General features: G+C 46.3%; 13 protein-coding genes. All 13 read left to right on the top strand.

All coding sequences use genetic code 11. The features are described from left to right. The first annotated feature begins 4 nt into the window (after nt 1-4). The 13 genes from MKY19_RS28260 to MKY19_RS28200 all read left to right on the top strand — a co-directional run bounded on the left by MKY19_RS28260 (nt 5) and on the right by MKY19_RS28200 (nt 13515). Nucleotides 5-2737, top strand: a complete 2733-nt coding sequence (locus tag MKY19_RS28260) for a stalk domain-containing protein (protein ID WP_339799145.1) — start codon at nt 5-7, stop codon at nt 2735-2737. A 57-nt stretch (nt 2738-2794) separates the two neighbouring features. Further along, entirely contained in the window at nt 2795-3955 is a 1161-nt protein-coding gene (locus MKY19_RS28255; protein ID WP_042131343.1) for a sensor histidine kinase, read from the top strand. A gap of 4 nt (nt 3956-3959) precedes the next feature. After that, entirely contained in the window at nt 3960-4688 is a 729-nt protein-coding gene (locus tag MKY19_RS28250) for a response regulator transcription factor (protein WP_339799140.1), read from the top strand. Between the two features lie 237 nt (nt 4689-4925). Then, a complete protein-coding gene (locus tag MKY19_RS28245; RefSeq protein WP_339799138.1) occupies nt 4926-5372 on the top strand; it encodes a glycosyltransferase family A protein in 447 nt (148 codons plus the stop codon). Between the two features lie 127 nt (nt 5373-5499). Continuing rightward, nucleotides 5500-7503 (top strand): helicase-related protein, encoded by a 2004-nt coding sequence (locus tag MKY19_RS28240; RefSeq protein ID WP_339799135.1) that lies wholly within the window; start codon nt 5500-5502, stop codon nt 7501-7503. After that, complete coding sequence (locus MKY19_RS28235; RefSeq protein WP_339799132.1) at nt 7500-8318, top strand: ComF family protein; 819 nt, start codon at nt 7500-7502, stop codon at nt 8316-8318. Before MKY19_RS28240 ends, MKY19_RS28235 begins: the two co-directional genes overlap by 4 nt. 170 nt (nt 8319-8488) lie before the next feature. Continuing rightward, complete coding sequence (locus MKY19_RS28230; protein ID WP_339804541.1) at nt 8489-8899, top strand: TIGR03826 family flagellar region protein; 411 nt, start codon at nt 8489-8491, stop codon at nt 8897-8899. A 102-nt stretch (nt 8900-9001) separates the two neighbouring features. Then, nucleotides 9002-9286 (top strand): flagellar biosynthesis anti-sigma factor FlgM, encoded by a 285-nt coding sequence (gene flgM / locus MKY19_RS28225; RefSeq protein ID WP_042192418.1) that lies wholly within the window; start codon nt 9002-9004, stop codon nt 9284-9286. A 12-nt stretch (nt 9287-9298) separates the two neighbouring features. After that, nucleotides 9299-9799, top strand: a complete 501-nt coding sequence (locus tag MKY19_RS28220) for a flagellar protein FlgN (RefSeq protein ID WP_042192416.1) — start codon at nt 9299-9301, stop codon at nt 9797-9799. A 54-nt stretch (nt 9800-9853) separates the two neighbouring features. Continuing rightward, nucleotides 9854-11437 carry a flagellar hook-associated protein FlgK gene (flgK, locus tag MKY19_RS28215; protein ID WP_339799128.1) on the top strand — a complete coding sequence of 528 codons (1584 nt, stop codon included), beginning with the start codon at nt 9854-9856 and terminating at the stop codon, nt 11435-11437. Nucleotides 11438-11452: 15 nt separating this feature from the next. Continuing rightward, a complete protein-coding gene (flgL, locus tag MKY19_RS28210; protein ID WP_339799125.1) occupies nt 11453-12370 on the top strand; it encodes a flagellar hook-associated protein FlgL in 918 nt (305 codons plus the stop codon). A 16-nt stretch (nt 12371-12386) separates the two neighbouring features. After that, nucleotides 12387-12953: a DUF6470 family protein gene (locus MKY19_RS28205; RefSeq protein WP_339799122.1), complete on the top strand. Its 567-nt coding sequence runs from the start codon at nt 12387-12389 to the stop codon at nt 12951-12953. A gap of 115 nt (nt 12954-13068) precedes the next feature. Next, nucleotides 13069-13515 carry a flagellar assembly protein FliW gene (locus MKY19_RS28200; protein WP_339799119.1) on the top strand — a complete coding sequence of 149 codons (447 nt, stop codon included), beginning with the start codon at nt 13069-13071 and terminating at the stop codon, nt 13513-13515.

The raw sequence follows: 13515 nt of genomic DNA, 5'->3' as shown, positions 1-13515 counted from the left end.
TGAAATGAATGAAGTTTTCATGGAGAAGAAGAGTAGCGAGGTTGTACGGGGAATAAGATTATCTTCCACTAAAAAGTGGATTGCTGCTTCATTGGCTGGTGTGTTATGGATTATGCCGGTAATCGGCAGTGAAGGTATGATGCTGTTTGGTCAGGGGTCTGCACCAATCGCAGCTGCAGCTACAGCTCCTTTTAAGGTAAGTAAGCTGGGAGAAGAAGTAATTACTTCGGGCGCCATTATGATGAAATATAAATATACTACTACACGTTCTGGGGCGAGTGCTTCTGGTCTAGCGGATGTTATTCGAGTAGATCTTAACAATCCATATGTTTCTTTAGATGTGATGACTGGTAAAGGCGGAAACCTGACTACACGGCAAAGTACTGGTGGTATGGCTAAGGAAACTGGAGCCGTGGCCGCAGTAAATGGCGATTATTTTAATACAGGTGGAGAGGGTGCTCCGATCGGTGGACAAGTATCAGGTGGAGTACTGGTGTCTACCCCTTCACAATTGGATGGAATGTATGCCTTTGCAGTGACAAAAGATCGCAAACCTATTATTGACGAGTACAGCTTCGAGGGGATGGTAACTGCGCCAGATGGCGCACAGTTTGAGATCTCCGGTATCAATAAAGGTGCTTATAGCCCTGAAGGCGGAAGCTCGACTTATAGTCATGCTAATGCTATGTATATCTACACAGATGTATGGACTGCACTCGACCGCCCTAAAAATAGCTCTACCACTCCAACAGAGGTACTTGTTGAGAATGGTGTAGTTACTCAAATTTCAGAAAATGCTGCACTCCCTATGGCGGTTCCAAAGGGAGCTTATATTTTGCGGGCACATGGCTTAGCCGCACGATATGTTACTGCCCATTTGACGGTAGGACAACCTGTAACAAGTGTGTATTCCCTGAAATCTAAGACTACACAGCAATCGCTAGATCCTGCGAGTCTACAAACAATGATTGGCGGACATACGATTCTAGTAAATAACGGAAAAGCAGCAACGTTCTCTCGTTCTACTAGCAGCATTGGAGGCTATCGTGCACGCACGGCTTTAGGATATTCTCAAGACGGACGTTATGTATATATCATAGCTACTGAGAAAAATGGCAATAGTTCAGGGATGTCTCTAACCGAATTGCAATCATTCATGACCAATATTGGAGTCTGGAAAGGTCTTAATCTCGATGGAGGCGGCTCTACAACGATGGTAGACCGGCCCCTCGGTGAAACCTCTACTACACTCACTTTTAATACAGAGTATGGCACAGAGCAACGCAGTATCGTTAACGGGCTTGGTGTCTACACTAACGCACCGCAAGGTGAAGTCAAAGGAATCAAAATTAGCGGAAGTTCCGCACTGCTGGTTGGACAAAAGGCAACATATTCTTTAAAGGGTTATGACACTTACTACAACCCTATTGATGTAGCAGCAGGTAATCCTACATGGGTATCAAGCGGCGGAAGCGCAACGGTAAGTGCAGGTGAAGTAACGGCAGTGAAGCCAGGTACCGTTACCTTAACGGCTAAAAGCGGTTCTGCAAGCGCCTCTACAACTGTTACAGTTCTGGGTGGTAATGATCTATCCAGTATGAGTGTAGGTACAGCTACAGCGCCACTGACAGCCGGAACTACTGTGTCTGTCCCTGTTACAGCGGCAACGAAGAGTGGAACAACTATCAATGTTCCGGATTCAGCACTGAAGTGGGAGTTTGTAGGCTTTAAGGGAGCCGTGAAAGATGGCAAGCTTACTGTAAACGCCGTTGATGCAGGGGTTACTACAGGTTATGCTATTGCCCGTTATGATGGATTTAGTGCAGTGGTTGTATTATCAACAGCAGCAGCTACAACATGGGAAGATTTCGAGAAGGTAAGCTATCCAATCGACTTTACTACCAATGTTCCAGCGGTACAGGGTACTGCAACGATAGTGGATGGAACGGCTGAAAGAGTAGGCTCCAAGGTGCTGTCACTCAGTTATGATATGACGGCTGGTAGCGGCAAAATGTATGCTTATGCTCAGCTTAATGGTACAAGCGGCAAAACAGTTCCAGCGCTTGCAACTTCGATGTCGGTTGATGTGATGGGCGATATGAGCTTGAATTGGCTGCGTGCTGAATTTGTAGACAACAGTGGAGCTACAGCTTATGTGGATCTTGCGAAGATCATCGATTGGAATGGTTGGAAGAACATTAACATTGACTTGTCAGGCTCAGGCATTAAATTCCCAGCAACGCTGAAGAGACTCTATGTTGTCAACGTAGAGGAAGGCCAGGATGAACGGGCGAAGACGGGTACAGTTGCCTTTGATAATATCACCTTTACAATGCCTTCACTTTCCAGTGATGCAGGCTTACCAAAAGGGACAGCTTCTATGAGCATTGGCTCGAAGGCAATGACCGTAAACGGAAATAAGAAAGCTATTGATGTAGCTCCAATTGTAAAAGACGGCAGTACTTATGTGCCAATTCGGTATGTCCTTGATGCTTTCGGAGGCAGTGCTACTTGGGATCAGGTGAATAAGAAGATCATGGTATTACGCGGAGCCAAGGCACTGGATCTTACCGTAAATAAAAAAGAATATCTGCTGAACGGCAAACGTCAAAGTGCTGAAGTAGCACCAATCATTTTACAAGGTAGGACTTTAGTACCGTTAAGACTAGTTTCTGAACAGCTAGGATTAACTGTAAAATGGGAACAGAAAACGAAGACCGTAACTATCGAATCGTGATATGTTAATATAAAGGAAAACCTTTAAAACGATTCGATAGAAAAGGGGCAAGCATCCGTGGAATTTCAAGCCGATGCGATTGATCGCGTCATTAAAAATACCATCGACGTGATGGAGAGCAGCAAGTATCAGATTTTTGAAATATTGCAGGTTGCGCGTGATGAACTTGCTGCACTCAACAAAGAACTGCAGCGGGTCATGGACGAAACGGATGAGACATTGAAAAAAGTAGACAAGCTGGAGCTGCAGTATCATCGCTCCAGAATCCGGCTGACAGAGGTCAGCCGGGACTTTGTCCGCTACTCGGAGAAGGATATCCGTATTGCCTATGAGAAGGCTACGGAGCTACAGCTCGAACTCATGATGACGCGTGAGCGAGAGGTCTATCTTCGATCAAGACGTGATGAATTACAAATGCGAGTGCGCAGTGTCGAAAATTCTGTAGAGCGCGCAGAGTCAATTGGTTCGCAAATGAGCGTAGTGCTCGAATATTTGTCAGGAGAACTAGGTCAGGTGACGAGAATTGTCGAATCTGCGAAGAATAGACAGATGATAGGACTCAAGATAATCCTGGCTCAAGAGGAAGAACGGAAGAGAATTGCCCGGGAAATTCATGATGGTCCTGCTCAAATGCTGGCGAATCTAGTCCTTAGGACGGAAATTGTAGAAAGAATGCTGGTAAAGCAGGAATTTGGGTTGGTGCAGGACGAAGTAATAGATTTGAAAGGACAGGTTCGATACAGCCTGGAAGAAATGCGTAAGGTCATCTTTAATTTACGACCGATGGCTCTCGATGATTTGGGATTAATTCCGACTTTGCGGAAATATGTGCATGATTTTGAGGAGAAGACGAAGCTGAGGACGACCTTGGAAACCAGAGGTCAGGAACATCGACTATCTTCAGCCATGGAGGCAGCGGTATACCGATTGGTCCAGGAAGCTTTGTCTAATGCAGCTAAACATGCCTATCCGAGTTTCGTATTGGTAGAGATTACTTACCAAGCGCAGTTAATTAAGATTGTGATTAAGGATAATGGATTAGGTTTTAATGTGCAGAAATTAAAAAATCCGCAGGGCAATCGTGAAAGCTTCGGGCTAGTAGGTATGCGGGAACGTGTAGAGCTGCTTGAAGGCAGAATGGAAATCATATCAGCCGAGAATCAGGGGACAACAATCGTGATCCACATTCCGACGAACGTGGAGAAAGGGAAGGAGTAATGTGATGGAGAACTTAAACTTAAACTCTACTAAAACGCCCATTAAAGTTCTTTTGGCGGATGATCATCAGCTTTTTCGTGAAGGGCTGAAACGTATTTTGAATATGGAGGAGGATATCGAAGTCATCGGTGAATGTGGTGACGGTATCCAGGTATTAGAGTTCTGTAACGGAACTAAACCAGACATCGTACTGATGGATATTAATATGCCTATTGAGAATGGCGTGGAGGCCACTCAAAAACTGCGGGAAATGTTCCCGGAGGTTAAGGTAATTATTTTATCGATTCATGATGATGAGAGTTATGTGTTTGAAACCCTTCGTAAGGGTGCCAATGGCTATTTATTAAAGGATATGGAGGCTGAATCCCTTATTAATGCGATCCGTTCGGTCTGTGAGGGACACGCTTTTATTCATCCAAAGGTTACCGGAAAGCTAATCAATCAATTGCGGCGCATGACTTACCTTAATGAGACTGGAGTAGCTGCTGATACGGTAGTGAAGGAAGCTGGTGTTAAGTTTGTGGCCGGTGACAACAATCCTCTTACACGTCGTGAAGCAGAAGTACTGCGGCTGATGGCGGAAGGTAAGAGTAACAAAATGATCGGTGAGTATTTGTTTATTAGTGAAAAAACGGTCAAAAACCATGTTAGCAGTATTTTGCAAAAAATGGAAGTTGATGATCGTACGCAAGCTGTAATTAACTCGATCAAATATGGTTGGGTAACCTTATAAGAATATTTACAGATTTACGGTACATATAGGAATGAATTCAAGGAGAGCACAGCTTGTTCCTTTAAAATATAAGAAAGTATAAGTTTCACTCCATACTTTATGTCTTATATTTCTCGCTTAAACGCTTACCGTCCTTGCAAGGACGCCGAAGGCGTTTATGCTTGATAGGAACTCTGGGCAGTCACCGACCTTTTAAAGCCGGCATATAGTGTTGGTATACAGAGGAGGTGCATCTCCATGGTAGCCCAGTTGATATGGATTGCGGCTGTTTATGTATCCGCTGCAGTGATTATTCATATGCTGCATAATCGGCAGAAGGTGCGGCAGACACCGCAGTCCGTGAAATGGATTCATTATATTTTGATTACTCGCAATCATGCATCTGTTGTGGAATGGTACATTCGGGCGCTGACATTTCAAGCATTTTTAACCGGAAAACGATTTCGAGTAACGTTCATGGATGATGGCTCGAGCGATGGAACCCTTGGAATTGTTTCCAGGCTGGCTGATAGTGGCTGCTCTATCGATCTTGCAACATCTATGTACACTTTTCAGATGAGTGAAGAAGAGTTGCAGCAACAAGGGATTGTGGTAGACTTGCGGTTGTCAGGGCAGTCTGTTTCGTTGCCTTTTATGGGGATGGCAGGAAGTAGGGGATGCGAATCAAAGCGCGACAGATTTTAAGTGAATATGTGAGTAACGGGTGAAGCACACTCTCCAAGAAATGGAGGAGTGTGCTTTTTGCGTTAGAGGCTGGGAAAGTGGTGTGGGCAAGAGTGATTAATGGTGAGACTTAAAGGAGGCCGATTTTATGCGAGCTGCTGTATATGCCTTGGAATGTAGGGGGATCTGGAGTGTTTGGATTTCTTTAGATCTTACAGTAGATAGATGGTGGTGGTCTGGCGCTGGGCTGGAGAGTCAAGGTAGAGGCTTAGTAACGGAGGACAAGCTGGTTTTATTATCTCCTGCGCTGCCGCTGGGGTGGGCGGTGAAGCTGCGCGATTATTTTAAACAAAGGGACGGAATGAGGAACTGGGGGGCTAAGGAGTGGGGGCAATACGTAAGCAGTGTTCTTGAGCCTGAGTTGAAGGAGGAAAGGGAAGCAGGAGGAACGGGAAAGGAAGGGTGGCTTAGTGATGGGGTATCGCTATGGCGGCTTCCTGAACAAAGTGGGGGATTTATAGAACCGTCTAGAAAGAATAATGATTGCAGAGAGAGTGATCTCGATTATGCTTTACTGAAATCGGAGGCAGAACAACTATCGTGGGCTGTGGTCGGCCGCTCTTTACTGCAGCCGGAAATAGAAGTGCTGCTGGTAGAGGGCTTTCCAGAGCTGACGGGTCGTTGGCGCCAGGCGGCACAACTGGCGCATTTGCAGGGGCGGCTGCAACTGACAGCTGCCGTTGGTAGTCACGCCCCGGCTGCGCATGGGGCGTGGGCCCGCCAGCTCCCTGCGGGCGCTGGCGCTCTGGCGCGTGCGGCGGCTAAGTTGCCGCACGCGTGGTGGCGCGGCGCTGTCGCCCGCCGCGCGGTTTCGCGCTGCCTGCGCTGCGGCAGCGCCCCAACCGGCCGCACGGCATGCGCCGCGTGCGGCCTTATGGGCTGCGCCTATTGCGAGGCCTGCCTCGCACTTGGGCGCAGCCGGGCTTGCGCGCTGCTGCTGCGCAGCGCAGCGCTTCCGGCCGTGCGGTGCACGGCCGCCCTTGACCCCACCGCGGCCGCAGGCCGGTGGGGGCTCAGCCCAGCGCAGGCGGGAGCCGCTGGCGCTGCGCTGGGTTTTCTGGCGGAGCGGCGTGAGCGCTCCGCCAATTCGTGCCCAGAGCGGTTCCTGCTCTGGGCGGTAACGGGAGCCGGGAAGACAGAAATGATCTTCCCGCTCCTAGAGGCCGTGCTCGCCGCCGGTGGGCGGGCGCTCGTAGCGACGCCGCGACGCGACGTCGTACTCGAGCTCGCTCCGCGGCTCGCGAAGGCTTTCCCGGCGGAGATTCTCGCCGTGCTTTATGGCGGCAGCGCAGAACGCTGGGTGAGTGGTCGCCTAACGCTGGCGACCACCCATCAGCTGCTGCGCTTCCATCGAGGCTTTGATCTCGTAATCATTGACGAGCTGGACGCATTTCCCTATCACAATGATCCTATGCTGGCTTATGCCGCTGAACAAGCCTGTAAGGTAGATGGCTCTTTTATCTACTTATCAGCTACTCCACCACAAGAAATGCAGCGGTTGGTCCGGTTAGGCAGACTTCCATATGCCAGAGTACCTGTTCGCTTCCATGGTCATCCCTTGCCTGTGCCACAGCATCTGACCATGACATCCGTTCAAACATGCCTAAAGCGTGGGATGTTACCTAGATCTCTCATACATACGCTTCGTAAGTCGCTCGAGCGCGAGGCGCAAATCTTTTGTTTTGTGTCGCGTATTGCACATATTGAAGGATTACTGGTTCTGCTTCGTCGGAGCTTTCCCCGCGTAGTTATCGAGGGTACTTCCTCCAAAGATTCCTTCCGGGCAGAGAAGGTAACTGCTTTTCGCGACCGGGCTATCTCCCTATTAGTAACGACTACGATTCTGGAACGAGGAGTTACAGTCCCACGCAGCGATGTATTTATTTTGGATGCGGATAGCGATCTTTTTGACGAAGCCTCCTTGGTTCAGATGGCTGGACGTGCCGGGCGATCTAAGGATGATCCTGCTGGGCGTGTTGTATTTGCCTCTCCCCAATGGACCCGATCACAGCGAGGAGCGATCTCCCAAATCCGTACTATGAACATCATCGCTCGCCGCAAAGGGTACATTAGCAAGGAGGCGCCGAGATGAGCTCTCTGTTCTCATGGTTAACCAAATCTCGGGCACTCTTGTCCCCTTCCGTAACTCCATGCTTAACCTGCGGCAAGCGTAATCCTGGATCCTCACAATTTCCTGGAGTTTGCAGGAATTGCGTAGAATCCATTCCTTGGATACGTTCCCCACGCTGCTTGAAATGTGGTCGGCATGTGGGCTGTCCTGACTGTACCCGCAGTAGTGAACCGTCTCCGATTATTTGTAATCGAAGTGCAGTGGCTTACACTCGTGTTATGCGAGAATGGTTGGGTCAGTATAAATATCGCGGGAATGAACGGTATGCCCCTTTACTTGGCCTCATGCTGGATAGAGCCTATCTAACACTGAAAAAAGAGAAGCAGAGCGCTCTTTTATCCCGAAAACCATCCATCATCCATCGTTCTTGGTCTGCTGATTTGTTAGTGCCAGTGCCTGTCAGTGCTTCCCGGCTTATGGAGCGAGGATTTAATCAAGCGGAAAGATTGGCTGATGTACTATCTAGATGTAGGAAGATTCCACAGCTTCCGCTGCTGATCCGTACACACCATACGGGAAAACAGAGCTTTAAGAGCCGAGCGGAACGACTGGCGGATATGAAGCACGCTTTTGCAGAAAATCCGGCAGTAACAACACAATTTGCAGATTGGTTAAATAGGGAGGTACCTCTAAATCGTCCTGTTCGGATTATTATTGTTGATGATATTTATACGACGGGCAGTACCATTCGTGCGTGCGCTGAGATCATACAACAAGTGGGTTCAGATTATGGTTATGCGGTAGAGGTGTATAGCTTAACTTGGGCACGTTCTTAAGTGGGAACAAAATGCATGATTGTGAACACCTCCATTCACTTTTTGAAGATAAACATACACCTAGTAGCGTTTCTTCTGTCCCATAGACGAATTCCCTGCAATCATGTAATCTAGGAGCATAAGAATATTATGCATTGTACAGAATGTACGGAGAGGAGCGGCTGCTTGTTATGAATCTAGACAATTGTCCAAGGTGCGGCCGGTTGTTTGTTAAGAATCTTATGGGTTTGTGCCAGCCCTGTATCAAAGAGCTGGAGCATGAATATGAGATCTGCGTGGATTATTTGCGGGAGAACAAAGGAACCAACATTCAAGAGTTGTCCGATGCTACAGGAATTTCGATTAAGGAGATCACCCGCTTTATTCGAGAGGGCCGGATATCTATAGCTAATGCTCCTAATATGATGTATCCCTGCGAGGTGTGTGGAACGCTGATTCGCGATGGGCATATGTGTGATAGCTGCCGTTCTCGGCTAAGGAAGGATCTCTCCAATGCCGCCAAGGAAAGTGCTACTGAGGATTCTACCAAAAAGACAACAGACGGTGCATATCGTGCCATAGACAAGTTGCGTGACCTATAAAATCTGCAAAAAAACGTTTGCAGCTATAAAGAATGTTTCAGTCTACGCCGATAAACTTAGTAAAGATTATCGGCTTTTTTATATTAGAAGGAAGGTGAAGTTATGAAAATTAACGAGACCGGACGAATTAACGCGATGAATCCGTATCAACGAAGCGCGGATGCGCAAAGGCAGGAACAAATGAAGAAAAGTTCACGCAAGGATGAGGTTTCGATCTCTGATGAAGCAATTCAGCTCTTGCAAGCACAGAATTCTGGTAATGATGCTGAACGTGCACTTAAGATCGACAGTTTGAAGCAACAGGTCTCCGCAGGTACCTATCAAGTAGATGCAGCTAAGCTAGCAGAGAAACTCGCCCCTTACTTTAAGCAATCCTCCGAGAATTAGGTGAAACCATCCATGGCATTGACGACATTAATAGAACTATTGGAGCGGCTGGACGAAGTGCATAATCAAATGCTGGAGCTGGCCGCTGAGAAAAAACAGACGATTATGGACAACAAGGTGGATGCCTTAATCGACATCCTGAACCGTGAGTCCAAGTTAATGAAACTGATTGGACAGCTCGAGGAACAGCGAATCGCGGCGGCATATACCGTTCTGCAAGGCGTAGGTATTCGTTCCAACCTGAACCTGAACCTAACTGAGCTGTCCAGACTTATATTTGACCCTGAAGACAAGGCACGACTGCTGCATATTCAGCAGAAGCTTTCTGGCACTTTGCACCGCTTGAAAGAAGCAAATGAGCTTAATCAGAAGCTGATAGAGCAGTCGCTTACTTTTATAGATTATTCTTTGGATCTGCTGGTCGGAAGACCGAATCAGGATATCACATATCATCGTCCGTCCGATAAGGGCAATGGCGTAAATCGGTCGGGGATTTTTGATGCACGAGGCTAGAATTGTACTGATGAAGTGTTCTGTCAGAGCAGAACATAAGGAGGAGTAAGCAGCATGACATCCACATTTCACTCGATAGAGACGGCGAGACGCAGCCTTTTTACTCAGACCGCAGCTCTTAATACGACTGGACACAATATCGCAAATGCGAATACCGAAGGTTATACTCGTCAACGTGTAAATATGAAGGCTGCTTTACCTATTGAAGCGTACGGATTTAATAAATCTACCGTTCCTGGTCAAATGGGTACAGGGGTGGAATTCTCATCTATCGATCGGATTCGGGAAATGTTTCTGGATGATCAGTACCGTGGCGAGAATTCTGCATTTGGAAACTGGAAACTTCAAGCAGACACCCTCTCTAAACTAGAAGCGATTGTTAATGAACCATCGGATACAGGTATTCGTACAGTGCTAGATAACTTCTGGAAATCTTGGTCAGATCTTAGTAAAAACCCGGAAGACCCTACTGCTCGTAAGATTGTAGTGCAGACTGCACAATCTTTGACAGATGCCATGAACTATATGAGCAAGCAATTAGATAATCTTGATCGGGATCTAACTACCAATATTGAGGTAAAGGCAAAAGAGGCTCAGGGCTACCTGACTGCTATCGCAGATTTAAATAAATCGATCTATAAGATCGAAGGTATGGGCGATCAGGCAAATGATTTACGCGATCAACGCGATCTGATGGCAGACAAGCTATCCAAGATTGCTAATATTACCGTCGTGGAGACAGAAGCTGGTTATAACGTTTCGCTGGGTGGACAGCCACTGGTAGAGGGTGGAGAAGTTACTGCAAACGTAGATAGTGCATTTCTTAATAATGCTTATGCCGCTGGAACTTTGAAGGGCGGCGAAGCTTACGGAATGATTTTCTCCAAAAATACTTATGTTACCGACTATAAGAAACAACTCAATGATATGGCTAGTACGATTGCTACAGGTAACGTTGAAATTACAATACCAGCAGGTTCCAATCTTCCTGAGGGAACGGTATTGACTAATGATGCCAAGATTAAGCAAGCAGATGGTACTGTAGTTACTTTGTCCGCTGGTCAGGCAATGCCTAAGGGTGCAACGATGTATGAGGATGCTAAAACCATTGTTAAAGGCTTGAACGGACTTCACAAGTTAGGTTATGCGATGGATGGAAGCGCTGGTCGTGATTTCTTTGTAACTTCTGGTGATGCTGGAACGATCAAGTTGAATCCAGAAATTGCTGAGGATGTAGGTTTATTCGCAACCTCGTTGCGCACTACTGTAGATGCAGCTGGGAATACGCAGGTCGTTAAAGGAAATAACACCTTGGCTCTTTTATTAACAAACCTCAAGGATAGTAAATTCACTACGCCGGACGGTAAAGTTAGCAATACTGTGGGTGGGCTTCTAGGCTCTATGGTTGGCCAGTTGGGTATTCAATCGCAGGAGGCAGCGCGTCAGACCGATAACTCAGATTATCTGGTTGAACAGGTTAACTCCCGTCGTCAATCTGTTAGCGGCGTATCTCTGGATGAGGAAATGTCGAATATGCTAGTTTTCCAGCATGCTTATAGTGCCGCAGCGCGTTTTATGACTACTTTTGATGAACTGCTCGACAAATTGATTAATTCCACCGGCACAGTCGGCAGATAAAAGGAGATATAGCGTATGTTGAGAGTAACCTCTAATATGATGAATTCACAGCTTCTGCTTAACCTAAACCGCAATGCACGTACAATGAACGACACACAATTACAGCTTTCAAGCGGACAAAAAATCAACAAGCCTTCCGATGATCCGGTAGGGATTACGTATTCCCTGCGATATCGTGCGGAACTTTCATCTAACGAGCAATATACCAAGAATGTAGATAGCGCTCTTTCATGGCTGGACTATAATGATACCGTCCTAGGTCAAGCTGGAGATGTTGTACAGAAGATTCGTGAATTGACAGTAAAGGCTTCGACAGGTACTAATCCGCAGTCAGCACTTGATAGTATTAATTCAGAGGTTATGCAGCTGAAAGAACAGCTTGTGGATATTGCTAACAGTACGCTGAACGGTAAATATATTTTTAATGGTGAGCAATACAACACGAAACCTTATGATTTCGCTAAAGGTGCAGATGGTACATATGATGTATCTAAGCCAATCACAACAGATACCGGGCAGATTCAGTTTATTGTAGGTGAAGATGTGCGAATGCCTATTAGTACGACTGGTAATGACGTATTCGGTAACACTGGGGATGCGGATAATCTGTTTACAATTATTAATAATCTTTCAGCTGGGTTAAAGGCTGGTGATCTTAAGGCTTTATCGGGTCAACTTGATGTAATCGATACGCGCATGGAGACTATTTTATCGGCACGTTCCGAAATAGGGGCAAAGACTAACCGCGTTGAATTGATGCAGGATCGGCTTAGTGATCTGAATATTAACCTGACGGATCTTCAGGCAAAGACAGAGGATGCCGATTACGAAGGTTTGATTATGAATTCGAAGATCCAAGAGAATATCTATAATGCTTCCTTGTCTGTGGGTGCAAAGATTATATCAACAACCCTCGTAGACTTTATCAGATAAACGGAGGTGGTTTTAGTTGCTTCAGCCGATATTGCAAATCCGTCAGACACCTGCTGTTATTGGGATTGATGCTGACCCGGGCACATATTCGATAACTCAGCCTAAGGCTGAGGTCAATGTAACAACCACTCCGGGGCAATTAACGGTTCAATCGACTCGACCTGAGCTTACCGTAGATCAATCACGAGCATGGGAAGCCTATAATGGTGGGAAAATGCTCGATATGAATAGACGGATTTATTCTGGGATTCAGCAGTTGTATCTTCAAGGCATTGCCAGAAAGGTCGAGCAGGGGAATCGTATGGCTCAGTTTTTTAGACCGGGTAATACAATTGCAGAAGTGTATGGCACTGATACCGAGCCAAATTCGTTTCCAGAGATTCGCGGTCCGGCATCCTACGACAATGTTGATATTCATATCGAAACGAGAGCCCCGCAAATCGATTTTCGAGCTGCAAAAGTGGACTTTCAGGTAGAAAGGCGTAATCCGGAAATTGAATATACCCGTGGAAAGTTAAACATATATATGCAGAAATATGCTTCGATTCAGTTTATTCCACCGGAATTGAATGTTCAATTGTAGCTTCAAAAGCTATAGATGTGCCATTAAGCGCCTCTATAGCTTTTGTGCTATATAATGTAATAGAATTTTGTGAGAAGCTAGTTTTGCATAGCAAAACTTTTGAGGAGTGGACAACTTGATTATAGAAACACTATCTTGGGGTAAACTGGAAGTAGATGCAGAGCAGTTATATCATTTTCCAAAAGGATTACCCGGTTTTGATGAAGAAACAGACTTTGCATTGATTGCGATGGCGGAGATGCCCTTTTGGTATTTACAGTCAGTGAAAAATAAGGAATTATCTTTTCTGTTGGGTGATCCATTTGTTTTTCATCCAACTTATGAATTTGAATTGCCGGATGATGAGGCGGAAGAGTTAGATATTAAATCGGATGTGTTCGTCCGTTGTATCATTACATTGAAAAACAATATTGAGAAGTCTACAATTAATCTTCTTGCTCCCATTGTATTGAATCCTGTAGGGCGTTTTGGCAAACAAATCGTGTTGCATAAAGCGCCTTATCATACGAAGCATAGCCTTCTGCAAGAGCAGTCGGTTATCGATGGAAAGGATGGTGGATGA

The sequence above is a fragment of the Paenibacillus sp. FSL R5-0744 genome, from assembly GCF_037972555.1.
Lineage (GTDB): Bacteria > Bacillota > Bacilli > Paenibacillales > Paenibacillaceae > Paenibacillus_AQ.
This window is presented reverse-complemented; position numbering and strand designations above follow the sequence as displayed.

Coding starts and splice junctions, on each gene's coding strand:
- MKY19_RS28260 (WP_339799145.1), top strand. CDS start 5: ATGAATGAAGTTTTCATGGAGAAGAAGAGTAGCGAGGTTGTACGGGGA.
- MKY19_RS28250 (WP_339799140.1), top strand. CDS start 3,960: ATGGAGAACTTAAACTTAAACTCTACTAAAACGCCCATTAAAGTTCTT.
- MKY19_RS28245 (WP_339799138.1), top strand. CDS start 4,926: ATGGTAGCCCAGTTGATATGGATTGCGGCTGTTTATGTATCCGCTGCA.
- MKY19_RS28240 (WP_339799135.1), top strand. CDS start 5,500: ATGCGAGCTGCTGTATATGCCTTGGAATGTAGGGGGATCTGGAGTGTT.
- MKY19_RS28235 (WP_339799132.1), top strand. CDS start 7,500: ATGAGCTCTCTGTTCTCATGGTTAACCAAATCTCGGGCACTCTTGTCC.
- MKY19_RS28230 (WP_339804541.1), top strand. CDS start 8,489: ATGAATCTAGACAATTGTCCAAGGTGCGGCCGGTTGTTTGTTAAGAAT.
- flgM (WP_042192418.1), top strand. CDS start 9,002: ATGAAAATTAACGAGACCGGACGAATTAACGCGATGAATCCGTATCAA.
- MKY19_RS28220 (WP_042192416.1), top strand. CDS start 9,299: ATGGCATTGACGACATTAATAGAACTATTGGAGCGGCTGGACGAAGTG.
- flgK (WP_339799128.1), top strand. CDS start 9,854: ATGACATCCACATTTCACTCGATAGAGACGGCGAGACGCAGCCTTTTT.
- flgL (WP_339799125.1), top strand. CDS start 11,453: ATGTTGAGAGTAACCTCTAATATGATGAATTCACAGCTTCTGCTTAAC.